Source organism: Streptomyces sp. NPDC002476, from assembly GCF_042889785.1.
Classification (GTDB): domain Bacteria; phylum Actinomycetota; class Actinomycetes; order Streptomycetales; family Streptomycetaceae; genus Streptomyces.
Genome location: NZ_JBIARH010000002.1, coordinates 69749 through 95411, shown reverse-complemented (window position 1 = coordinate 95411; position 25663 = coordinate 69749). Strand labels below are relative to the sequence as shown.

The window sequence follows — 25663 nt, the reverse complement described above, 5'->3', positions numbered from 1 at the left end:
CCCACCTCCGGTGGGCGAGACAGTGGGGGACACAGTGCCGAACAAAGGCGGCTCGACAGCACGACGGACGCGGCAGGACGGCGACGCGACCGGCCAGGACGCCACCCAGGTCCCCGACGACGCGATCGCCGTGGTGGGACTGGCCGTGCGTTTTCCCGACGCCGACGACCTGGAGGAGTTCCGCGCCAACCTGCGCGCGGGGCGCGACAGCGTCGGCCCCCTGCCCGAGGGCCGCGCCGAGTCGACGGGACTCGACCCGGAGGCGGCCTACCTGCCCATGGGGCACCTGCGGGACATCCACACCTTCGACCACGGCCTGTTCCGGCTCTCCCGCCGGGAAGCCGCCGTGATGGACCCGCAGCAGCGCCTCGCCCTGCTGCTGGCCCACCAGGCGGTGGAGGACGCCGGATACTCCGCCCGCCACCTCGGCGCGCACGACACCGCCGTCGTCCTCACCTCCTCCCCGTCGTCCTACCGTGCCGCCGCAGCGGACCCGGGCACGCTCGCCGCCCTGGGCAACATGGCCTTCGGGACACCGGCCCGGGTCGCGCACGTGCTGGGGCTGACCGGCCCCTGCTACACGGTCGACACGGGCTGCAACAGCTCCCTGCTCGCGGTCCACCACGCCTGCCGCGAGATCGCCTCGGGCGACGCCCGGTACGCGCTCGCCGGCGGGGTGAGCCTGCGTCCGGGCGGCCTTCCGGCCGAGGAGGCCGACGCGATGCCGGAGCTGGTGTCCGACAGCGGGCGGTGCCGGGCCTACGACGCGGACGCCGACGGCGCCGTCCCCGGAGAGGGCGGGGCCGTGCTGCTGCTCACCACGGTCGCCCAGGCCCGGGCCGACGGCGCCCCGGTCCACGCGGTGCTGCGCGGCAGCGCGGTCCTGCACAACGGTGGCGCCGTGGCCACGATCAGCTCGCCCAGCGCCGTCGCGCAGAGCAGGACCATCCGCAAGGCGTGGGCCGCGGCGGGGGTGGACCCCGCCCACGCGGGCTACCTGGAGGGGCACGGATCGGGCACCCCGCTGGGCGACGCCGTCGAACTGGAGGGCCTGGCCGCGGTGTTCGGCACCAGGGACACCCCCCTGCCGATCGGCTCGGTCAAGGCCAACATCGGCCACCTGGACCACGCGGCGGGCGTCGCGGGACTGGTCAGGGCCATCCTCGGCGTGAAGCACGGGGAGCTGTACCCCTCGGTCCACTTCCGCCGGGCGACCGGCGGCGTCGACCCCGCCGACCTCGGGGTGGAGGTCGTCGGCGCCCACCGCCCCTGGGGCGGCGCCCCTCGCCTGGCCGGTGTCAGCTCCTTCAGCCTCGGCGGCGTCAACGCCCACTGCGTCGTACAGCGGCCGCCTGCCGAGGGCGGCGCGGAGAAGCCCGACGACCCGGTGGACGACCCGGCGCCGCACCTGGTGGGCGTCTCCGCCCGCACCCCCGAGGCGCTGGCGGCGCTGTGCGCCCGTCTCTCCACCGCGCTGCGCGCGGGACGCCTGCCGCTGGCCGACGTCGCGTTCACCCTCAACCAGGGGCGCGACCACTACGCGCACCGCGTCGCCGTACGGGCCCGGGACACCGAGGAGCTCGCGGTACGCCTGGCCGCCGAGGCGACCTGGCTGGCGCAGGACGGAACCCGTGACGCCCCCGGGCGGCCGCCCCGCGTCGTCCTGCTGCCCGACGCCGAGGGCAGGGCCGCCACCGGGACGGCCGCCGAACTCCGCCGCTGCGGGGTCAGCCTGGCCGCCGTGCTGGGTGCCGACGGCGGCACGCCGCCCGAGCGGACCGCCGCCGAGGTGGCGAAGCTGCGCTCCCGGGGCCGCCCGGTGCTGTGTGTGGCGCCCGGCCCGGCCGCCGGGCAGGCGGGCGCCCTGGCGGAGCCCGGCTCCGACGAGCGGGGCACCGTCGAGGTGATCCCGCTGGACGCGCGCCACGGAGTACCGGGCGTCCTCGGCGCCCTGTACCGCCTCGGCGTCGACCTGGACTGGCAGGCGGTCGCCCCCGCCCCGGCCACCGCCACCCGCCCGCCGCGACGCCGCCGGCTGCCGGGCCACCCCGTCCTCGGCATCCCCTGCTGGGCGACGCCCGCCCCCGCCGCACCGGCCCGGGCGCTCACCGCCGCCCCGCCCGCCGCGACGGCGCCGGACGCCCCGGAGACCTCCGCCGCCACGCCCGCCGGCCGGCCGGCGTCCGAGTCCGGACCGCTCCCGGCCGGTGACGCGCCCCGGCCCGTCGAACAGTCGGCGACGGAGCCGGTGCCGCTCCCGGCAACGTCTGCCCCGTCGCGCAGAGACGCTCCTTCCGGGCAGACATTGCCGGTCACGGCACCGGAGGACACCACCGCGTGGCTGTGCCGCACCCTGGAGGAACTCCTCGGTGCGGGCACGCCCGTCACCCCCGAAGCCGACTACTTCTCCCTGGGCGGCAACTCGATCATCGCCCTGCAGCTCGTCCAGCGCGTGGACGAGCGGTTCGGCCACCGCCTCAAGCTCATCGACACCTACGACCACCCCCGCGTCGCCGATCTCGCCCGCTTCGTCGACGCGCTCTCCCGCGGCCGCCGGACGGCCGTCCCCCCGGTGACACCCACCGACGAGCGGGTCCTGTCCTTCGGGCAGGAGCGCATGTGGTTCCACCACCAGCTCGACCCCGACACGACCCTCTACAACCTCCCGATGGTCAGCCGGATCAGCGGAGACCTGGACGTCGACGCGGTGCGGGGCATGTGGGAGGCGCTGGCGCGGCGGCACGAGGTGCTCCGCTCCAACCTCGTCGACGACGACGGCGTACCCACCCTGCGCGTCCGGCCCGAACTGGGCCCGGAGTTCTTCCGCTTCCGGGACGTCAGCGACCGCCCCGACCCGCGGGCCGCCGCCCGTGAACTGGTGCGCCGCGCCGCGGACCACCGCTTCGACGTGGAGAACGACCCCCTCGTACGGCTGCAGGTCATCCGCACCGGTCCGCGGGAGCACGTGGTCCACGTGACCATGCACCACGCCGTCAACGACGGCGGTTCGCCCAGGATCTTCGAGCGGGAACTGCCCGAGCTGTACGCCGCGCACCGGGAGAACCGCGAACCCCGCCTCGACCCGCTGCCGGTCCAGTACCGCGACTGGGCCCACTGGCAACGGCAGCTCCTGGACTCCGCCGCCCTCGACGGCGAACTGGAGTACTGGAAGCAGCGGCTGGCGGGGATCGAGCCGCTGCGGCTGCCCACCGACCACCCCCGGCCCGCCCGCAAGAGCTACACCGGCGGACTGCACGCCTTCACCGTGCCGGCGGACCTGGTGCGGCGCCTGCGCCGGATCGCCGCGCAGGAGTCCGCGACCCTCTTCACGGTGTTGCTCTCCTGCCTCTACCTGCTGCTCGCCCGCCACACCGACCAGCGCGACCTGGTCATCGGCAGCCCCACCACCGGGCGCACCCGCCCCGAGGTCCAAGGCCTCATCGGCTTCTTCAACAGCACCGTCGCCCTCCGCGCCGACCTGGGGTCCGCCGTCTCGTTCGGGGACTTCGTCAAGCAGGTGCGCGGCGTCGTCCTGGAGGCGCTGGAACACCAGGAGGTGCCCTTCGACCGGGTGGTCAACGCGCTGGTGGGCGAACGCGACCTGGGCCGGGAACCGCTGTTCGACGTGTTCTACGTGCACCAGGAGCTCCCGCCCGTGCAGCACGTGGGCGACGCCCGCACCGACTTCTTCGACACCGGCCACACCCAGGAGAACCTCTTCAGCGGGATGCCCCCCGGCACCGCCAAGTTCGACCTGACCCTCGTCACCGAGGACCGCGAGGGCCAGGACGAGATGACGGCCTGTCTGGAGTACAGCGACGACCTGTTCACCGAGCGGACCGCCGCCGCGCTCACCGCCGACTACCTGGACGTGCTGCGCGCCGTCGCCGCCGAGGGCAGCCGGGAGACCCTGCTGACCGCCCTGCTGGCCCCGGGCGATCCGCATCCGCCCACGACCGTTCCCGGCCGCCGCGACGAGCGGGCCACGGCTGCGCCCGAGGCGCCCGCCACCGTGCACCGGGCGATCGAGGACCGGGCCGCCGCCGCTCCCGACCTCGTCGCGGTGCGCGCGGGCGAGGACCGGCTCACCTACCGCGAGCTGGATCTGCGCGCCGAGCGGCTGGCGCGGACCTTGCGGGCACGGGGCGTGGGTGCGGAGGACCGGGTCGCGCTGTGGCTGGACCGGGACGTGGAGCTGGCCGTCGCGGTGCTCGGGGTGCTCAAGTCCGGTGCCTGCTACGTGGCGGTGGAGCCCTCCCTCCCGCCGGAACGGGCCCGTTTCCTCCTCACCGACAGCCGCCCGGCACACGTGGTGGCCACCACCGCGTCGGCGGCCCGGCTGCCCTCGGGAGCTCCCGACGTGGTGCTGGTGGACGACCCGTCCGCCCCCGGGGAGGGCGCCGGGGCCGAGCGGGTGACGCCGCCGGGGACCCGCCCGGCGGTCGGCGGCAACGCCGCGTACGTCTGCTACACCTCCGGCTCCACCGGGCGGCCGAAGGGGGTCGTGGTCACCCACCGCAACGTGCTCGGCTTCGTCGCGTGGATGCGGCGCGAGCTGGGCGGCGACGCCTCGTCACGCGTGCTCGGCGCAGCCTCGGCGAGCTTCGACGTCTCGGTCGTGGAACTGCTGGCCACCCTGGTGGCCGGCGGAACCGTCGACCTGGTGCGCAACCTGCTGGCCCTCACCGAACGGAAGGACTGGTCCGGCTCCCTCATCGTCGCCATCCCGTCCGTCTACCGCCGGGTGCGGCAGGCGGAGTGGGTCGACGAGCGGGCCGACCACTACGTGCTGTGCGGGGAACGGGTCCCCGCCGACCTGGTGAGGGACATCCACCGCCGTCACCCCGGGGCCACCGTCTGGAACGCCTACGGCCCCACCGAGTGCACCGTCTACGCCACGGCCTGGCGCTGCGACCCCGACGCGCAGGACGACCCGCCGATCGGCACACCGGTCGACGGCCACCGCTGCCACGTGCTGGACCGCGAGCTGCGTCCGGTGGCCCCCGGCACGGTCGGCGAGCTGTACGTGGCCGGTGACGGCGTGGCCCGGGGCTACGCGGGCCGTCCCGGGCACACTGCCGAGCGTTTCGTGGCCGACCCGTTCGCCGCCGACGGTACCCGCATGTACCGGACCGGGGACCTGGTGGTCCAGGACCGGGACGGGGTGCTGACCTACCGGGGCCGTGCCGACGACCAGGTGAAGGTCCGGGGCCACCGGGTGGAGCCCGGGGAGCTGGAGGCACGCCTGTGCGCCCTGCCCCGGGTGGCCGCGGCCGCCGTGGTCGCCGTGCCCGCGACCGACGGCGCCGACGTGGGGGACCGCACCCTCGCCGCCTTCCTCCAGCCCGACCCCGGTGCGCGGCTGGACCCCGACACCGTACGGGCCGCCCTGGCCCGCGAGGTTCCGGCGGCACTGGTCCCCACCACTTTCGAGGTGCTGGAGAGCCTTCCCCTCACCCCCAACGGGAAGGCCGACCGGAAGGCGCTGCGCCGACGGGCGGCTGCCGCGCCGCAGCGGCGGCCCGTGGGGCGGGCAGGCCGGCCGGAGGCGGTCGACGTGCTGCGCGAGGTGTTCGCCGACGTGCTGAACCGCGCCGACGTCGGCGCCGACGACAGCTTCTTCGCGCTCGGCGGCGACAGCATCCGCTCCATCCGGCTGGTCCGGAAGGCGCGTCGGCGGGGCCTGGCGCTGTCCACGGAGGACGTGTTCGTCAGCCCCACCCCCGCCGGGCTGGCCGCAGGTCTCACCGGCGGCCCCCGGGGCGACGCCACCGGCCCGTCCGTGCCGTTCACGCCCGAGGCGAGTGAGCCCTCGCCCCGGGAAGCGGTGGCCGCCGCATCCCGGCCCCGCCCGTCCGAGGCCACCGGGACCGGACCGGTGCCCCTGACCGAGGAGGGACGCCGGTGGCTCGGTACGGCCTACCCCGGCCACCGGGACGTGCTGCCGCTGTCCCCCCTCCAGGAGGGGCTGCTGTTCCCGCGCGGGTCCGAGCGGGACGGCGAGGACGCCTTCGTCATGCGGCTGGCCCTGGACCTGACCGGCGACCTCGACGTACCGGCACTCCGGCGCGCGATCCGCGACCTGGGCCGCCGCCACCCCAACCTGTGCGCCGCCTTCGTCCGGCCGCCCTCGGGGCCCGCCGTACAGGTGCTGAGCGGCCGCGAACCGGTCCTGGACGAACTGGACCTCTCCACATCGAGCCCCGAGGCCCGGCGCGAGCGCGGCGAGCGGCTGACCGCCGAGGAGCGGGCCACCCGCCTGAACCCGGCCGACCCCCCGCTGCTGCGGTTCACCCTGGTACGGCTCGGGTCGAAGCGCTTCCAGCTCCGTGTCGTCAGCCACCACCTGCTGCTCGACGGCTGGTCCAACCAACTGCTGCTGCCCGTGCTGTTCGCGCTGTACAACGGGGAAGCACTGCCCGAACCCACCCCCTACCGCGACTACCTGGCCTGGCTCGGCGGGCTCGACCGGGAGCGGGCCCTGACCGCCTGGCGCGAGCACCTGACCGGCGTCGAACCCACCCTGCTGGCCCCTTCCGGCAGCGGCGCCGCCGCCACCTGGCCGAACCGGCTCATCCACCGGCTGAATCCTGCGGAGACCGACCGCCTCGCGGCCACCGCCGCCCGTCTGGGCGTCACCGTCAACACCGTCGTCCAGTGCTGCTGGGCGCTGCTGCTCGCCGAGCGGACCGGCCGCGGCGACGTGGTGTTCGGGGCGATCACCTCGGGGCGGTCCCCGGACCTTCCGGGGGTGGAGTCCGTCATCGGCTTCCTCATCAACACCTTCCCGGTACGGGTGCGGCTGCGGCCCGAGGAGACGGTGGCCGCGCTGCTGAGCCGCGTCCAGGCCGAGCAGGCCCGCCTGATGCCGCACGGCCACCTCGGACTGTCCCGCCTGCTCGACGCCGTCGGCCTGGACGAACTCTTCGACACGGCCGTGGTGTACGAGAACTTCCCGGCGGCGGACCCGGAGGCGGCGCGGGCCCTGCCGGGCGTGCGCGTCGACGGGGCCACCACCGAGTCCGCCGGTCACCACCCGCTCTCCCTGATGGTGCTGCCCCGCGACGGGGGCACCGACGTCAACCTCCTGCACCGCACCGAGGCGTTCACCCCGGACGAGGCCCGTGCGCTGATGGACCGCCTGCTGACGATCCTGCGTACGGTCGTCGCCGCCCCCGACACCCCGGTGACCGACCTGAGGGTGTCCCACGAGGCCGCCACCGGCACCGCGTCGGGCGGGGACCGGCCGGCCGCCCTGATCGGCGCGCAGGACATGCACCCGGCGTTCGACACCCTGCTGCCCCTGCGCGGCGAGGGCGGACGGGCCCCGATGTTCTGCGTCCACCCGGCCGGCGGCGTGGGCTGGATGTACGCGGCGCTGACCCAGCACCTCGGCCCCGAGCAGCCCCTCTACGCCTTGCAGGACCGAGGACTGAACGGAACGGACCTGCTCGCCGGGAGCGTGGAGGAGATGGCCGCCGACTACGTGGCCGAGATCCGCCGGATCCGGCCGCACGGCCCGTACCAACTGCTCGGCTGGTCCTTCGGCGGGCTGGTCGCCCACGCCATGGCCACCGAACTCCAGCGCCTGGGTGAGCGGGTGGAGCGCCTGGTCCTGCTGGACTCCTACGTCGTCGCCGACCTGCCCGAACTGCCGGCCGTGTCCGACAGGGCGGGGGAGCGGATGATGTACGGGGCGCTGCTGGACTTCGCGGGGATCCGGCCCGACGGCGTGTGCGACGAGGAGCTGACCGACGAGCGGTTCCTGAAGATCGTCCGGGACGAGGACAGCCTGCTGTCCGACATCTCCGAGCGCCATCTGATCGCCATGGGCGGGGCGTACGACAACAACCTCCGCCTGGCGCGCTCCTTCCGCCCCGGCCGGTACGCGGGGGACGTCTCCCTCGTACAGGCCCGTCCCGACGAGGGGCCCGGGGCAATCGCCTTCGACCCCTCGACGTGGCGCCCCTACGTCCAGGGACGGATCGACGTGCACGCCGTCGACTTCAGCCACGGCGACCTGGCCTGCCCCGAGTCGCTGGCCCGTATCGCCCGCATCCTGGACCCGGAAGCGGGCCCCCGAGCGAAGGACGACGACCATGGCTGACCGGGGTACGCCGCTGACGGCCGCGCAGGCCGGCATCTGGTACGGCGAGGCCCTGGACCGCTCGGGGCTGCGCTACGTGGTCGCACAGTACGTGCACCTGACCGGCCCGCTCCGGGAGGACCTGTTCGTCCGGGCGGTGCGCGCGGTCGTCGCGGGCAGCGAGACCCTGCGGGTGCGCTTCGGCGACGACGGCGGTGAACCGGCTCAGTTCCTGGAGCCGGTGGATGACTGGACGGTCCGCCGACTGGACCTGCGCGGGGCCGGGCAGCCGCACGCGGAGGCGCTGCGGCTGATCGAGGAGACGTGCACTCGTCCCTACGACCTGTCCCGGGCGCCGCTCTTCGACCACCATCTGCTGCGGGTGGCGGAACACGAGTACCTGTGGTGCCTGCGGATGCACCACCTCATCTGCGACGGCACCGCCGCCGCCAACTTCGTCCGGCGGGTCGCCGCCACCTACACCGGACTGGTGGCCGCCCCCGCCTCCACGCCGGACCCGGGCGACGCCGAGGTGTTCGACACGCTGGCCGCCATGGTGCGGCGGGACGCCGACTACCGGGCCTCCGCACGCTTCGAGCGGGACGCCGCCTGGTGGGCGGAGCAGTTGGGCGGGGTGGACGAGGCACCGCAGTTGGCCACGGGCCCGGCCGCCGCCGGGGCCACCGGCCATGTCCGCCACTCCCGGTGGCTGCCGGCCGACCGCTGGCGGGACGTGGGGGCGGCGGCCGACCGCCACGGGGTGCGCCGGCCCGCGCTGTTCGCGGCCGCCACGGCCCTGGCGGTGCACGCCGACAGCGGGGAGCGGGAGGTCGTGCTCGGGCTGAGCGTTCCCGGACGTACCGGCCGGGCCGCCCGTGAGGCATTCGGCACCGCCGCCGGCGTCGTGCCGCTCCGCCTCGCCGTGGACCCCGCCGCGCCCCTGTCGGAACTGGTCGGCGCCGTCTCCGCCGCCACGCTCGGCGTCCTGCGCCACCAGGGCTACCGCTTCGAGGACATGCTGCGCGACCAGGGCGCGGTACGGGGCGGGCGGCAGCTCGTGGGACCGGTCCTGAACGCCATGACGATGCGTCGCGACCTGGACTTCGCCGGTACCCCGGCGACCGTCCACATGGTCACCCAGGGCCGGGGCGACCACCTGGCGCTCGGTGTCTACGACAACGGCGCCCCCGAGGTGCGGATCGACATCGACGTACCGGAGGCCCGCTGCTCCGGGACGGCCGCCCGGGCCCAACTGGACCGCATCGTCGACCTGGTGCTGGCCCTCGGCGACGCGGACCCCGCCACTCCGCAGGGACGCGTGGGCGCGGGGGAGCCCGCGGCCGGGCCCGCACCGGTCGCCGCCGAGGAGGAGACCGGCACGCTCACCGACTGGTTCGCCGCCACGGCCGCCGAGTCCCCCGATGCCGTCGCCGTGGTGTCCGGGAGCGACCGGCTCACGTACGCCGGACTCGACGAGCGGGCCGAGGAGCTGGCCCGCCACCTCGCCGCACGAGGGGTCGGCCCCGGAGACCGGGTGGCGGTCTCGCTGCCCCGGTCCACCGGCCTGGTCGTCGCCCTGCTCGCGGTCCTGAAGGCGGGCGCCGCCTACGTGCCGCTGGACCCCGGCTATCCGGTCGAGCGGCTGCGCGGCATCCTCGCCGACGTCGACCCCGCGCTCACCCTCACCCACCCGGGCGCCGCCGTGACCGGGATGCTGGAGGAGCACCGGGCGCCCCGCCTGGCCCTGGACCCGCGCCACGGTGTGCCCACCGGGCCGCCGACCGCCCTCCCCCCGGCGGCCCCGCGCCGCCCGACACCCGGCTGCCCCGCCTACCTCATCCACACCTCCGGCTCCACCGGGACCCCCAAGGGCGTCGTGGTCAGCCACCGCAACGTCACCCGGCTGCTGTCCACCACGGCACGCCACTTCGCCTTCGGCCCCGACGACGTCTGGACCCTCTTCCACTCCTACGCCTTCGACTTCTCGGTGTGGGAATTGTGGGGCGCCCTGCTGCACGGCGGGCGGCTGGTCGTCGTCCCCGAGGAGATCGCCCGCTCGCCCGAGGACTTCCTGGACCTGCTGGTGCAGGAGCGGGTCACCGTCCTCAACCAGACCCCCTCGGCCTTCGCCCAACTCGCCGCGGCCGACGCGGACCATCCCGCCACGGGTGACCGGCTGGCCCTTCGCCACGTCATCTTCGGCGGCGAGGCACTCGAACCCTGGCGGCTGTCCACCTGGTACGCGCGGCACCCCGACCACACGCCCCGCCTGGTCAACATGTACGGGATCACCGAGACCACCGTGCACGTCACCCACCACCGGGTCGGCGCTACCGCCGACCCCGCCGAGGACGGCAGCGGGGGCGTCATCGGCGAGGCCCTCCCCGACCTCCGGGTGCGGCTGCTGGACGCCACGCTGCGCCCCGTCCCGGACGGCGTACCGGGGGAGATGTACGTCTCCGGCCCCGGCGTGGCCGACGGCTACTGGCGCCGCCCCGCCCTCACCGCCGGACGGTTCGTCGCCGACCCCGACGGAGCCCCGGGCAGCCGCGCGTACCGCAGCGGCGATCTGGCCCGGCGCCGGCCCGACGGCACGCTGGAGTACCTGGGACGGGCCGACCGGCAGGTGAAGGTGCGCGGCCACCGGGTGGAGCCCGGAGAGGTCGAGGCCGCGCTCGTCCGGCTGCCGGGGGTACGCGACGCCGCCGTCCTGCTGACCGAGTACGGGCCGGGGGACCGGCGGCTGGTCGCCCACCTGGCGGCCGACCCGGAGAGCGCGGCCCGCGCTCCCGAACGGGCCGCCGCGGTCCTGCCCGCCCACCTGCTGCCGTCCGTCTGGGTCACCCTGGACGCCCTGCCCCTGACGCCCAACGGCAAGCTGGACCGGCGCGCGCTGCGGGAGGCGGGCTCCGAGCACCCGGGACACGTCCGCGCGCCCCGGAACGCCACCGAGACCACGCTGCGGGACCTCTTCGCCGAGGTGCTCCACCTCCAACCGGCCCAGGTCGGCGTGGACCGGGACTTCTTCGTCCTCGGCGGCGACTCCCTGCTCGCCAACCGGCTGGCCACCCGGGTCCGTGCCGTGCTGTCCCGGGACCTCGGGGTGCGGGACGTCTTCGAGCACCCGTCGGTGGCCGAACTGGCGGCACGGCTCGGCGAGGTGGGCGGCGAAGGGGCTCCGCGGCCGGGGCCCGTGCCCCGGCCCTCCAGGGTGCCGGTCTCCTACGCCCAGCGCGGGCTGTGGTTCCTGCACCGCCTGGAACGGCACAGCCCCGCCTACCACATCCCCCTCCTGGCCCGTCTGGAGGGACCGCTGGACGTCGACGCGCTCCGCGCGGCCGCCCGGGACGTGCGCCACCGGCACGAGATCCTGCGTACGACCTTCCCCCACGACGGTGACGAACCGCGGCAGTGCGTCCAGGCCGCGACCGGGGACGACGCGGCCGATCCGCTGACCGTCGTCCCGGTGACCGAGGACACACGAGAGGACATCTACGACGAGGAAGTGCGCAGGCCCTTCGACCTGGCGACCTCCCCGCCCTGGCGGCTGACGCTGCTGCGCCGTTCCCCGTCCGACCACACCCTGCTGGTCGTCCTCCATCACATCGCCGCCGACCAGCACGCGCTGGGCCCCCTCACCCGCGACCTCGCCACCGCCTACGAGAGCCGCCTGCGCGGCCGGGAACCGCAGTGGGCGCCGCTGCCCCTCCAGTACGCCGACTTCACCCTCTGGCAGCGCGCCCGGCTCGGCGACCCCGGCGACCCGGACAGCCTCCTGTCCCGCGAGCTCGACCACTGGCGGCAGACCCTGCAAGGCGCGCCCGTCGAGACCCCGCTCCCGGCCGACCGCCCCGGCCTGCCGGAAGCGGACCGGCCCGGCGACGCCGTCGGCTTCCACTGGGGGCCGCGACTGGGCCGGCGCCTCAAGGAGTTGGCCGCCGCGCGGGGCGCCACGACCTTCATGGCGCTGCACGCCGCCCTCGCCTGCGCCCTGAGCCGGTGGGGTGCGGGCACGGACGTCGTGGTGGGCACCGTCGGCGCGGGACGGGAGGACCCGGCGCTGGACCCGCTCGTGGGCTACTTCGCCCAGGCCCTGCCGCTGCGCCTGGACCTGTCCGGCCGACCGGGGTTCGCCGCCGTGGTGGACCGGGCCCGTGCCGCGGACCTGACCGCCTTCGCCCACGCCCGGGCCCCCTTCGACCGGATCGTGGAAGCGGTGGGCCCGCCCCGGGAGCCCGGCCGGCACCCGCTGTTCCAGGTCATGCTGAACCACCAGTCCGGGCACCGGCCCGTGCTGGCGCTCGCCGGTACCGACGCCACCGAGCTGCCGCCGCGCCGCTCCCGGGCCAAGTTCCCGCTCCTCTGGGACGTCATGGAGGAGACCGACGGCACGCTCCGCGGCTGCCTGGAATACGCCACCGACCGGTTCGACCACCACACCGCCGAAGCACTGCTGGAATCCGTACACCTCTTTCTGGAGGCCGCCCTCGACGGGCCCGAGGCGCCCTTCACCGACCTGCCCTGCCCCCGCCCCGGGGACGGGGGGACCCACCGGCGGACCCCGCCTCCCGCCGACCGTCCGGAATCCGAGCCCCAGGAGGAGACCCGGGCGGCACAGTCGGCGGCCGAGGAACTCCTCCGCTCCCTGACGGCCGCCCTGCTCAACCTGCCCTCCGTCGACCCGGACGCCAACTTCTTCGGCCTCGGCGGGGACAGCATCCTCGCCGTCCAACTGGCCGCCCGCGCACAGGGCGCGGGGGTGCTGATCGGCCCCAAGGACGTCTTCGCCCACCAGACCCCCCGCGCTCTGGCCCGGGTCGTCCAGGGCCGGGTACGCCCCCTCGCCGCCCCGTCCGCGCCCTCCCACGACCCCGGACCGCTGGAGCCCACCCCGGTGGTGGACTGGCTGGCCTCTCTCGGCGGCGGCGCCGAGGGCTTCGCCCAGTCCGTGGTGTGCCCGCTGCCCGACACGGTCACCACCGGCACCCTGCGCGACGCCCTCCAGCAGGTCGTCGACCACCACGACGCCCTGCGGCTGCGGCGCACCGCCGTGCGGGACGGGCACTGGACCCTGGAGGTGCGCCCGCCCGGCACCGTCCACGCCGGTGAGGTGCTGCGCCGCGTCGACCTCGCCCGGGAGGGGGCCGACCGCCAGGAGGACCTGGACGCACTGATCGAGCACGAGCGCCGCAGCGCCCGCCGGCACCTCGACCCCGACCGGGGAGACATGGTGCGCGCGGTGTGGTTCCAGGGCGCGGGCACCAACCTCCTGCTGCTGGTGATCCACCACCTCGCCGTCGACGGGGTCTCCTGGCGCGTCCTCCTGCCCGACCTGGAACGGGCCCACCAGCACGCGCTGCGGGGCGAGCGGGCCCCGCTCCCCCCGGTACGGACCCCGCTGCGCGCCTGGACCCGGGCCCTGCGCCAGGCCGCCGCGTCCGAACCGGTCCGTGCCGACGAGACCTGGTGGCGCCGGCGCCTCGACCGGCCCCACGCCCGCCTGGGCGCCCGGGCCCTGGACCCCGCACGCGACACCGTGGACCGGGCCGGGCGGCTCAGCACCACCTGGGACGAGACATGGGTGGAGGGCCTGCTGACGGTCGTACCGGCGGGCTTCCGCGCCCGCGTACCCGAGGTGCTGCTCGCCGCCCTGTCCTTCGCGCTGCGCCGCTGGCGGGGCAACCCGGACGGCGCCCCGGTCCTCGTCGACATCGAAGGACACGGGCGGCGCACCGCGCTGGAGGGGCTGGCCGACCTCGACCTGTCCCGCACCGTCGGCTGGTTCACCACTCTCCACCCCGTGCTGCTGGACCCGCCGGTGAGCGGGGGCGCCGAGGGCGACGAGCTGTCCCGGGCGGTCAAACACGTCAAGGAGAGCCTGCACGAGGTGCCCCACGACGGGCTCACCCACGGGCTGCTGCGCCAGGCCGGCCGACTGCCGACGGCCCGGGCCCCGCTGGCCTTCAACTACCTGGGCCGCTTCGACACCGAGGAACCCGCACCCTGGAACGCCCTGCCCGGTTCGCTGCGCGGCGAGGCCGACCCCCGCCAGCCGCTGGGCCACGCCCTGACGCTCGACGTCTTCGCCGAGCGGGGCCCCGACGGGCCACGGCTGCGCGCCGAGTGGACCTGGCCGTCCGAGGTGCTGACCGCCGACGAGGTACGGGAACTGACCGACCTGTGGCACACCGCGCTGGGGCGGCTGGTCCACCACCACCCCGGCACCGGCCCCGTCCGGTCCACCCCTTCCGACTTCCCCCTGGTCCGGGTCGACCAGGGCCGGATCGAGGAGTGGGAACGGCGGTACGGGCCGCTCTCCGACCTGCTGCCGGCCGCGCCGCTCCAGCAGGGGCTGCTCTTCCACGCCCTGTACGGCGCCGGCGCACCACGGGCCGACGAGCCGCGGCAGGACCCCTACCTCGTCCAGCTCGGCCTGGAGCTGACCGGCGACGTGCGGCCGGAACGGCTTCGCGCGGCCGCCCGGTCACTGCTCCGCCGCCACCCCCACCTGTCCGGCTGCTTCCCCGCGGACGCGGGGGACCGGCCGCTGTACCTGATACCGGCGGCCGAAGGCCCGCTGCCCTGGCGCACCGCGGACCTCACCGCCGTGCCCGGTCCCGAACTCGCCGACCGGCTGCGCCAGGAGGAGCAGCGGGAACGCGAGCCGTTCGACCCCGGACACCCGCCGCTGCTCCGGTTCGCCCTGCTGCGTACCGGAGAACGGCGGTGGCGGCTGGTCTTCACCCACCACCACCTGCTGCTGGACGGCTGGTCCGTGCCGCTCGTCCTCGGCGAACTGCTGGACGCCGCCACGGTCCCCGGCGGCACCGCGGTCTCCGCGGCCGGGCGGCACGCCCCCGCCTACCGGGAATACGCCCGGTGGCTGGCCACCCGCGACCGTGCCGCCGCCGCCGAGGCGTGGCGCGCGGAGCTGGCGGGCGTCGAACCCACCCGGGTGGCCGACCACGCTCCGGGCACCCCCGCCGCCCTGAGCCACCGGTTCGAACTGCCCGAGCGGCTCGGCCACGCGCTCACCGCTCGCGCCGCCCACTGGGGCGTGACCGTCAACGCCCTCGTCGAGTCCGCCTGGGGCATCCTGCTGAACCACCTGACGGGCGAAGAGGACGTCGTCTTCGGCGTCACCGTCGCCCAACGCCCTCCCGAGGTGGCCGGGGTGGAACGGCTCGTCGGACTGCTGCTGAACACCGTGCCCACCCGCGTCACCGTCCGGCCCGGACAGTCGGCCGGGCAACTGGCCCGGCGTGTCCACGCGCGCCGGGCCGATCTGCTGGACCACCAGCATCTCGGCCTCACCGCCATCGAGGAGGCCGTGGGCACCACCGGGCTGTTCGACACGTCGGTGGTCTTCGAGAACTATCCCCTGGACGAGGACGCCTGGACCCGCCTGCCCGACGGCGTTCAGGTGACCGGGACCGAGGTACGGGACGGCACCCACTACCCGCTCAGCCTCGTGGTCCTGCCCCGGGCCGGCCGGGTGGAGTGCCGGCTGTACAGCAGGCCGGGAGCGCTGGACGACCGCGCCACACCCACCGAGCTGGCGGACCTCTTCGTCGCCGCCTGCCACGCCCTCGTGGGCGACGAGCGGCAGCCCCTGGCACACGTCCGGCTCCTCCCGGCCCACCGACGGGCCGGCCTGCTCGCCGCCGGTCAGGGGCCGTTGTCACCGGTGGGGGACGACGACTCCCATCTGGCCCGGGTCTTCGAGGGCCGGGCCGCCGCACACCCCACCCGCACCGCGCTGTGCCAGGGCACGCGGACCCTCACCTACGGTGAACTCAACGCCCGGGCGAACCAGTTGGCCCACCACCTCGCCGAGCAGGTCCCTCCCGGCACCCCGGTCGCCGTCGCCCTGGACCGCTCGCCCGAGGTCGCCGTCTGCTTCCTGGCCCTGGCGAAACTGGGAGCCCTCTGCGTCCCCCTCCACTCCGGCTTCCCTCCTCAGAGAGTCCGAGCCATCCGCGAACTGACCGGCGCCCGGCTGTTGTTGGACTCCGTACCGGACGAGAAGACCCTCGCGGCCCAGCCCTCCGCCGACCTGGGACGCACCCTGCCCGGGGACCTCGCGGCCTGCGTCATGTTCACCTCCGGTTCGTCCGGCGAGCCCAAGGGCGTACGGCTGACCCACCGCAACATCCTCAGCCGTGCCCTCGACCCGGCATGGCGGGGCGAGGACCAGCAGTGCGTCCTCCAGCACTCCCCGCACTCGTGGGACGCCGTCGTCTACGAGCTGTGGATGCCCCTGCTCACCGGCCGACGGGTACGGGTGGCCCCGCCCGGCGAGATGGACGGCGCGGCCCTGCGCCGGGCCGTGCGGGAGGGCGGCGTGACCGCGGCCTTCCTGACCGCCGGACTGCTGGACGTCCTCGCCGAGCAGGACCCCGGAGCATTCGACGGACTGCGGCGGCTGGCCACGGGCGGCGACGTCGTCTCACCCGCCTCCGTGGAACGGGTGCGCCGGCACCACCCGGAGCTGGAGGTCACCCACCTCTACGGGCCGGTGGAGAACACCACCTTCTCCCTCGGCCACGAGGTCCCCCTCGACGGCACCGGCCCCACACCCCTGCCGGTCGGCACCCCGGTGCCCGGCTGCCGGGTCACCGTCCTGGACACGGCCCTGCGGCCGGTGCCGCCCGGGGTGCCCGGGGAGATCCACCTGGCCGGCGACGGGCTGGCCGAGGGGTACCACGACGCCCCGGCCGCCACCTGCCGGCGCTTCGTCGCCGACCCGTACGGCCCCGCCGGGTCCCGCACCTACCGCACGGGAGACCTGGGCCGCTGGGACCGGGAGGGGCGCCTGCACTTCCTGGGCCGCGCCGACCGGCAGGTCAAGGTGAACGGCTTCCGTATCGAACCGGGCGAGGTCGAGGCCGCGCTGCGCGCCGAACCCGGGGTCGGCGCCGCCTGGGTGATCGTCCGCGGCGAAGGCGCCGCCGAACGCTCCCTGGTCGCCTACGTGATGGGCGCGGACGGCGCCGTGGACCCCGCGGCGCTCCGTACCCGCCTGGCCACGCGGCTGCCCCGCCACATGGTGCCCGCCGTGGTGGTACCGGTGGCCGAGCCGCCCTTGAGCGCCAACGGGAAGGTCGACCGGGACGCCCTGCCCGCGCCCGGGCGCCCGGCCGCCGCCGACGCCCGCACACCCCGCGCCGAGGTGTTGGCCGCCGCCTTCGCGGCCACCCTCGGCCTGCCGTCGGTCTCCGTCGACGAGGACTTCTTCGCCCTCGGCGGCAACTCGCTCACCGCCATCCGGCTGACCGGCCGCATCCGCGCCGCCCTCGGCCTCCCCGTCTCGGTACGGGACCTGTTCGAGGCACCCACCGTCGCCGAACTCGACAGGCGGCTGCCCGACGATGCCACCCCGGCGCGGCGCCCCGAGGACGGGACGGCTCCCGAACGCCCGGAACACGTCCCCCTCTCCCCGGCCCAGCTACGCCTGTGGACCGCCAACTACCTGGGGGAGCAACGCCCCACCTATCTCACCTCCCTCGCCCTGGAACTGCGCGGCCCCCTTCGGCGGACGGCTCTGGAGGAGGCGCTGGGCGACGTGGTGGCCCGGCACGAGGTGCTCCGGACGGTACTGCCCTACGGTCCGCAGGGCCCCGAACAGCGGGTGCTGCCCCGCGAGGACGCGGCGCCCGCCCTCCGCCACCTCGACGTCACCCCCGACGAGGAGCGGCCGGTCGTCGAGGCCGAACTGTCCCGCGGCTTCGACCTGCTGACCGAGACGCCGCTCCGCGCCCTGCTGCTGAGCACCGGCCCGGAACGCCACCTGCTGCTGCTCGTGGTGCACCACGTGGCCGTCGACGGCCACTCCCTGGGCGTCCTGCGCCACGACCTGCGGCACGCCTACGCCGCCCGCCTGGACGGCGCGGCCCCCCGCTGGGCGGCCCCCGCCCCGCAGTACGCCGACCACACGCTCCGGCTGGCCGGGCGCCGGGGGGACGAGAGCGACCCCGACAGCCCCGCCGCCCGCCAGGCACGCTACTGGTCGGCCGAACTGAAGGACGTACCCGACCAGTTGATCCTGCCCGGCGCGCCCCCTCGGACCGGACGCTCCGACGGCCGCGCCGGCCAGGTCCCCCTGTCCTGGGGGCCGGATGAGCACCGCCTCCTGGAGAAGGCCGCCACCCGCTACGCCGCGAGCCCCTACATGGTGCTGCACTCCGCCCTGGTCGCCGCCCTCGGCCAGCTCGGCGCCGGGGAGGACATACCCGTGGTGGTCGCCCTGAGCGGCCGGGACGACGACGGGGCGGACGGTCTGGTGGGATGCGTCACCAACCCCGTGGTGCTCCGTGTCCCCACCGACGGGGCCCCCGACGGCGAGGAGCTGACCGCCAGGGTCCGCCGACGCCTGCTGTCCGCCCACGCCCACCAGGACCACCCCTACGAACAGGTGGTGGAGGGCCTGGCACGGGACCGCGCCCACCAGGGACGGGGCCTGTTCACCGCGGCCTTCTCCTACCTGCGCGTCGACCCCCCGGGCCGCTGCGACGGCCGGTGGGCGGGCGGTCTCCGGGTGGACCACCGCGTCCTCCCGGTCACCCACACCGACCAGGACCTGCTGCTGCAACTACGCGACACACGAGACGCCGACGGCGGCCCCGCCGGCCTGGACGGCGAACTGATCCACGCACTCGACTACTGCGCCCCGGACACCGCCACCAGACTCGCCCAGCTCTTCAGCGACAAACTGACGACACTCCTGGCCGATCCGGGGGCGCCGCTGATCAGCGGGTGAACTCCGGACCCGGGGCGCCGCGCGGGGAGCGTCACCGGGGCGTGGCCGGCACCTCCGCCCCCTGACCCGGAGCAGGTGGACGAGCAGGTCGTGGGAGCGGGCCGGTGCGGCCTTCCGGGCGGGCTCCGGGTACGACGTGCCGATGGCGGGGGTGGGCCGGGGCGTGGGCAGCCAGGTGCGGGTGCCCCCTCCGTCATCGGTCACCACACGAATGGCTCAACACCGCTCCTCGGAAGCACCAGTGCCCTACCCTGTCGCCGGCGAGGGGGCGACTGCCCAGGAATCGGCAGCTTCCTTGCCGGAGGCGAGTACGTCCTCGCCGTAGAGATCCTGCAGCCAGTTGGTCTGGTAGACGGTGTCGAGGTAGCGCTCGCCGAGGTCCGGGCCGATGGCCACCGCGGTGAGTTCGCGCGCGTCCTGCCGGGCCATCCAGTCCGTTGCGCCGCTGATCACCGTGCCGGTGGAGCCGCCGAACAGGAATCCGCGCCTGGCCAGACGATGGCAGGCACGTACGGTGTCCGCCTCCTCGACACGAATCACCTCGTCGACATAGGACTCGTCGAGCAGCGGCGGGCGCATGCTCATGCCCAGACCGGGAATCATCCGGCGGCCCGGCGAACCGCCGAAGGATACCGAGCCGACGCTGTCCACCGCGATGATCCGCACCCGCCGGTGCCATCTCCGGAAATAGCGGGCACAGCCCATCAGGGTCCCGGTGGTGCCGGCTCCGACGAACAGCACGTCCAGCCGCGGGAACTGGCGGGCGATCTCCGGCGCGGTCGTGCGGTAGTGCGCCTTCCAGTTGCTCGGATTGGTGTACTGGCTGAGCCACACATACCGGTCGTCGGAGGCGCACAGCGCGCGGACGTAGTCGAGCCGTGCGCCGAGAAAACCGCCGTTGGCCTCCTGTTCGGCGATCACGTGCACCTGGCTGCCCAACGCCTCCATCATCATTCTGGTCGACAGATTGCCGCGGGAGTCCGTCACACACAGGAACCGGTAGCCCTTGCTCGCCGCGATCACGCTCAGCGCCACGCCGAGGTTTCCGGACGAGGACTCGACCAGGATCGATTCCGGCGTCAGGATTCCATCCCGCTCAGCGGCCTCCACCATCTCGGTCGCGGCCTTCAACTTGATCGAGCCGGCAAAGTTGAAGCCCTCACACTTCAGGAAGAGCGAGTGCCCGAAGATCGACCGGAGGTCGACATAGAGATCCTCTTCGTTGAAGGCGTAGGGAGCGGAAATGACGGGCACGATGGTCTCCTCTGTCTGGAGCAGAGCACTGTTGGAACTCCCATCCGGCCGTGGGCGGGTCCTCGCTTGTGCGGGCGAGACCCCGCGTCCGACCGGGCGGGACGGGGCCCTGCGTCAGCGGCCGCTGTCTCATGTGTCAGGACCTGCTGCGACGTGACCGGTGGTCTCTCCCGGGATCAGCCTCGAAGGAGTCTCCTGGACTCTCGGCCCGCTCATCCGAACCGGCTCAGTTCGTGGAAGAAGTCGTCGACGACGTGCAACTCTCCGCGGCGGGCCACTTCGGTGTACACGTATTTGCCCACCGCGAGGTCGAGCACCCCGAGGCCGAAGGGCGAGAACACCACCGGCCGGTCCGTCGGCACCGTCACCCGTCCGGCCATCACGTCGTCCAACGTGCCGTGCAGGAAGTCCCGGTTGCCCGTGAGCTGCTCGGCCAGATGCGGCGACGTGTCGGCCTTCAGGCAGTGCTCGACGTCATCGACGATGTTGGTCGAAGCGAGCAGGATCTCCGGCGCGAGGTCGCGCAGCGACACATGCAGCACCAGAGGATTGTGTGCGAACCACGACAGGTCACTGACGTGCGGTTGGCCGGCGACCGTGGCGAAGACGACCAGGTCGCTGTTGCGGATCAATTGCTCGGCGGTGTCGTGCACGGTGATCCGGCCGGCGGCGTCCGACTGCTCCAGGTAGCAGCGGAAGCCTGCGGCGCTGTCGGCGGACAGGTCGTGCACGCCGATCTCGTCGAACGACCAGCCGGTGCCGGCCAGGAAGGTGTGGATGTAGCGGGCGATCAAGCCCGCCCCGAAGAACCCGACGCGCTTCGGTCGCGGCCGGCCGCGGCTGAGCCAGTCGGCCGCCGACGCCGCCGACGCGGCCGTCCGGGTGGCGCTGATGATCGAACTCTCCAGACAGGCGAACGGGTAGCCGGTGTCATGGTCGTTGAGGATCAGCACGGCCGATGCCCTGGGGATGCCGGCCGTCACGTTCTTCGGGAAGCTGGAGATCCACTTCAGGCCGTCCACCCGCGTCTCCCCGCCGATCGAGGCGGGCAGCGCGATGATCCGGGAGGACGGGCGGTCGGTGAAACGCAGGAAGTACGACGGCGGGTTCACCGAATCACCGGCCCCGTGTGCCCGGTAGGTGGCCTCGACCAGCTCCGTGATCCGCTTCTCGCCTCCGTGCAGCGTGCGCCGGACCTGGGCGCCGGAGATCACCGCGAACGGTGGCACGGCGATCGGCGCGACGCTTGCGGACTCTCTCGCAGTGGAATCGACGGTGGTCATCGCGTGGTCACCTCCACGGTCGGCGAGCAGTCGGCCAGACGCACCGGTTCGGCCATGGCGACGAGCACCTCGCGCGGTCCCTCGAAGGGCTCCCTGCTGTGCGCGGTGCGGACGTTGTCGACGAGCATCAGGTCGCCGGCCTGCCACGGTTCGCGTGCGGTGTTCGCCTCGTAGACGCTGTTGAGCAGCTGGACGACGTCCTCGCCGATCGGGTCGCCGTTGCCGAAGCGGGTGTTGAACGGCAACCCGTCGGCGCCGTAGACGTCCACCAAGTACTCGTGCACCTCGGGTGCCATCGTCCACTCGTTGAGGAACGCGATCTGGTTGAACCAGCAGCGTCGGCCGGTGACCGGGTGGCGCACCACGGCGCTGCGGCGCTGCCTGGTGCGCAGTCCACCGTCCGGCTGCCACTCGAACGCGATCGCGTTGGCGCGGCAGTAGCGCTCGACGGCGCCCCGGTCGTCGGTGCCGAAGGCCTCGGCGAGGGACGCGCCGATCTCGTCGTTGTAGCTGCGGGTGAGCAGCCAGCCCTCGCGCTCGAACCGCTCGGTCAATTCGGTGGGCAGTGCGTCCAGCACGGTCGGTGCGTCGGCCACCGCGGTCGCCCCGCCGCCGGTGGGCGCAGTGAGACAGGCGAACATCATCAGGCCGGGGAACTCAAGCGTGTAGCTCAGTTCGTGGTGCATGCACATGGGCTGGTTCGGCGGCCACTTCGATGAGGAGTACACCCCGTCGGAGTAGGCCTGCCGGGGTGCGAAGGCCTCTCGCTCGGTCATCAGACCGGTGGCCAGCTGTGAGAAGACGGCTCCGGTCTCGGCCGCGTCACGCAGCCCGAGGCCGCGGACCAGGACCGAACCGTGCTCGGCGACGACTGCGCGCAGCGCGTCCCGGTGCTCGGCCGCCCAGGCCGGCGCGCCGCCGGTGGCCTCGGCCCGCAGCCGCGGGGGTGCGCCGGAATCCAGTTCCACGTCGACCAGCAACGCCGTGGATGTGAACGACATCTCGTTTTCCTTTCAGCTGACACTCACGAAGAAGCGAACAATTCGGCGGCGTGCAGCACGGCCTTCGCCGCCTCGACCGGACGGGTACGCAGGAAGTAGTGGCCGCCGTCGGCGAGCTCGTGCAGGTCGACCTGCTCGGCCAGAAGCCGCCAGTCGAGGTACCGGCGCGGGTACTCCGCCGTGCTCGGGTCGTCCGCGGCAACGACCACGGTGACCGGCGCGGAGAGCTTCTGCGCCGGCGGGCGCTCCAGGGCATCGGCGAAGTAGTGGTGTGCGGACACGCAGTCGTGCCGGTAGGCGGCGGCGACGTGCTCGGCGTGCTGCGCCCCCAGCTCACCGAGCGAGGGGCAGCCGCCGTGCGTGCTCAGGCTCGCGGCGATCTCGGCGTTGCTCCGTCCGGTCAGCTCGGTGACGGTGGCGCGCCGGTCGTCGGCGTCACCGAGCAGTTGCGCGCCGAGGAACACCCGTTGGACGTCCACCCCGCGCTCCCGCAGCCTTCTGGCCGTCTCCACGGCAAGCGCGGCGCCCGAGGAGTGGCCCCACAGCAGGACCCTGGTCAGGCCACGCCCGGTGATCTCGTCGACGACCTGCTCGACCACCTGCGTCATCGGCACCAGCGGCTCGCTCTCGGCAGCCACGTCGTGACCGGGCAGCTCGACGGCGTAGACCGCCGGTCCACCGTCCGGCAGCGCTCCGGCCATCGGCTGGAAGTTCACCGCGTTACCGCCGGCGTAGGGGAAGCACACCAGGGCCGCGGTCCGCGCACCGTCCGGTTCCGACAGCGGCTGAAGCAGCCCGGCACGCCGCACGGACCTGCCGTCGATCAGTCCGGCCAGATCGGCGAGGACCGGGTGACGGGTGACATCCTTGAGTGACACCGCACGGTCCAGGACGATGGCCAGCTTTACCGCCGACAGCGACGTGCCGCCCCGGTCGAAGAAGTGGTCCCGCCGTCCGATCCGGTCCTGCGGGATGCCGAGGACCTTCGCCCATGCGGCCGCCAACTGCTGTTCGGTCGGCGTATCCGGTGCGTGGTAGTCGTCCCGGACGATGTCGAGTTCTCCGGCGAGTGCCTGCAGGGTCCTTCTGTCGATTTTGCTGTTGGCCGTCAGCGGCAGAGTCTCCTGCCAGTGAAAGGCCGACGGGACCATGTACGCGGGCAGCGACTCACCGAGCCGGTCCAGCAGGACGTCGGCCTCGAGCGGCCGCCGACCGGAGTAGAACGCCACCAGGTGCTTGCTCCGGTCGGCCCGCTCGGTGACCACGACCGCACCGTCGTGAACACCGGGCACTTGCAACAGGGTGTTCTCGATCTCGCCGATCTCGATCCGGAAGCCACGGATCTTCACCTGGGTGTCGCGGCGGCCGAGGAACTCCAGCTTTCCCTCGGGCGTCCAGCGGCCGTAGTCGCCGCCCCGGTACAGGCGGGCGCCCTCACGGTGCGGATCGGACAGGTAGGCCTGCCGGGTGCGCTCGGGGTCGTTGACGTATCCGCGGCCGACGCAGACGCCGGAGAAGACGATCAGGCCGGGGGCTCCGAGCGGTACCGGCATCAGGTGCTCGTCGACGACGTAGACGCGCACGTTGTTGACCGCGGGACCCAGCAGGACCCGGTCGCCGTCGGGCACGCGGTCCATGACCTCGTGGTTGGTGTCGTCCGAGGTCTCGGTCAGCCCGTAGGCGTTGACCAGTTTGATCCCGGGCTGGGCGGCGAACCAGCGCTGCACGAGTTCCTTCTTCAGCGCCTCGCCCGTGACCGACACGCACCGCAGGTCCGGCAGCTCGCGGGGGTGCTGCTTCAGCCAGGACACGACCACGTCCAGGTAGGAGGGTACGACCTGGAGGACGGCGACCCGGCCGTCGACGATCTTGTCGACGAACCGCTGGACGTTCAGGATCGCCTCCTGCTCCACCAGCAGGGTCCGCCCCCCGACCAGGAGCCCGGACACCAGCTGCCACAGCGAGATGTCGAAGCATTGGGGCGCGGTCTGGGCGACCACCTGTCCCTCGCCGATCTCCAGGTCGTCGATCTTGGCGTAGAGGTGGTTCAGCATGCCCGCGTGCTCGCACATCGCGCCCTTGGGCTCACCTGTGGAGCCGGAGGTGAAGTAGATGTAGGCGAGCTGGTCCGGTGCGATGCGGAGGCCCAGGTCATCGTCGGCGTGGTCTTCCTCGCAGGCTGCGCCGACGAAGAGCTTCCGGACCCCGGACAGTGAGTCGAGGGCCTGGTCGAGCGTGGAGGTGCTGCCGGGTTCGGTCAGTACGAGCCCGCATGCGGCACGGGAGAGCATGGTCGCGAGACGGTCGGCCGGGAAATGCGGCTCGATGGGCAGATACACGCCGCCGGCCTTGAAGACCGCGAGGACGGCGGTCATCCAGTCCAGGTTGCGCTCGGTCACCACCGCGACGACATCCTCGGGGCGCAGCCCCCGCGCCAGCAGGGCACGTCCCACCCGATTGGCGCGCGCGTTGAGTTCTCGATACGTCAGTTGCTGCTCACCATGCACCGCGGCGACGGTATCCGGGTGTGCCGCCACCCGCTGCTCGAACAGTTCGTGGAACCGGCGGTCGGGCAGTTCCCGGCGTGGACCGGCGAGTGATTCGAGCTGTAAATGGAGTTCCTCGGCGGAGAGCAGGTTCTGCCGCCCGTGCTCGGCGTCCGGATCGGCGGCGATCAGCGCGAGTGCGGTGAGGTGGTAACCGGCGATCCTGACGACGCAGTCCTCGTCGAGCGCGTCGGTCCGATAGCGCAGCCGCAGCACAAGGTGGCCGCCGCGTTGCGAGAATCCCACCCACAGCTTGGTGCTGCCAGCGACTTCGCCGCCCACGCCGTGCGGATCGAACACAGTCTCGATCGACGGCTCTGCCAGGCCCAGTTCGCACCTGAGCTCATCGACCGGGTAGTCCTTGTGCGACAGCAGGTCCGACACGATTCGATGAGCGTCCAGCAGCAGCGCCCGCCACGAGTCGGGCCCGGTCGTCAGCCGGCAGAGCAGCGGTCGGCCGCCCTCCGCGGTGATGTATCCGGTTGCGACCTCGTGCTCGCCGGACAGCGCGGCGAGCACCTTGGCGTGCGCTGCCAGCAGCACCGATCCGAGCGGTACCGCCAGGTCCTTGGCCAGCCGGCCCAACGCCGCGACGACATCGTCCGGGACCGGCGCCTCGTGTTCGCCGACGCCCTTCACCGGATTGAGCGTCCACCGCGGGATTTCGGTGAATCCGCCGGCGACGAGCACATCGCGCCAGAACTCCCGGTCGGTCTGCGCTTGCATTCCCATCT

6 protein-coding genes are annotated in these 25663 nt (G+C 73.9%); 2 read left to right on the top strand and 4 right to left on the bottom strand.

The annotated features are described in order from the left end of the window. The first annotated feature begins 10 nt into the window (after positions 1–10). The gene (locus ACFYXM_RS02290) at positions 11–8107 is read left to right on the top strand and encodes an amino acid adenylation domain-containing protein (protein WP_389286060.1); all 8097 of its coding nucleotides are present in this window, start codon (positions 11–13) and stop codon (positions 8105–8107) included. Next, on the top strand, positions 8100–18845 hold the full coding sequence (locus ACFYXM_RS02285; RefSeq protein ID WP_389286058.1) for an amino acid adenylation domain-containing protein: 10746 nt from the start codon (positions 8100–8102) through the stop codon (positions 18843–18845). Before ACFYXM_RS02290 ends, ACFYXM_RS02285 begins: the two co-directional genes overlap by 8 nt. Positions 18846–19091: 246 nt before the next feature. Here ACFYXM_RS02285 and sbnA read toward each other — a convergent pair whose 3' ends face one another. The 4 genes from sbnA to ACFYXM_RS02265 form a co-directional block, all read right to left on the bottom strand. After that, the gene (gene sbnA / locus ACFYXM_RS02280) at positions 19092–20099 is read right to left on the bottom strand and encodes a 2,3-diaminopropionate biosynthesis protein SbnA (protein ID WP_389286056.1); all 1008 of its coding nucleotides are present in this window, start codon (positions 20097–20099) and stop codon (positions 19092–19094) included. 212 nt (positions 20100–20311) lie between these two features. Next, on the bottom strand, positions 20312–21382 hold the full coding sequence (gene sbnB / locus ACFYXM_RS02275) for a 2,3-diaminopropionate biosynthesis protein SbnB (RefSeq protein ID WP_389286054.1): 1071 nt from the start codon (positions 21380–21382) through the stop codon (positions 20312–20314). Then, positions 21379–22383, bottom strand: coding sequence for a TauD/TfdA family dioxygenase (locus ACFYXM_RS02270; RefSeq protein WP_389286052.1), 1005 nt, complete (start codon positions 22381–22383; stop codon positions 21379–21381). The genes sbnB and ACFYXM_RS02270 overlap by 4 nt, the downstream gene beginning before the upstream one ends. A gap of 23 nt (positions 22384–22406) precedes the next feature. Continuing rightward, on the bottom strand, positions 22407–25661 hold the full coding sequence (locus tag ACFYXM_RS02265) for an amino acid adenylation domain-containing protein (protein ID WP_389286050.1): 3255 nt from the start codon (positions 25659–25661) through the stop codon (positions 22407–22409). Positions 25662–25663 lie beyond the last annotated feature (2 nt).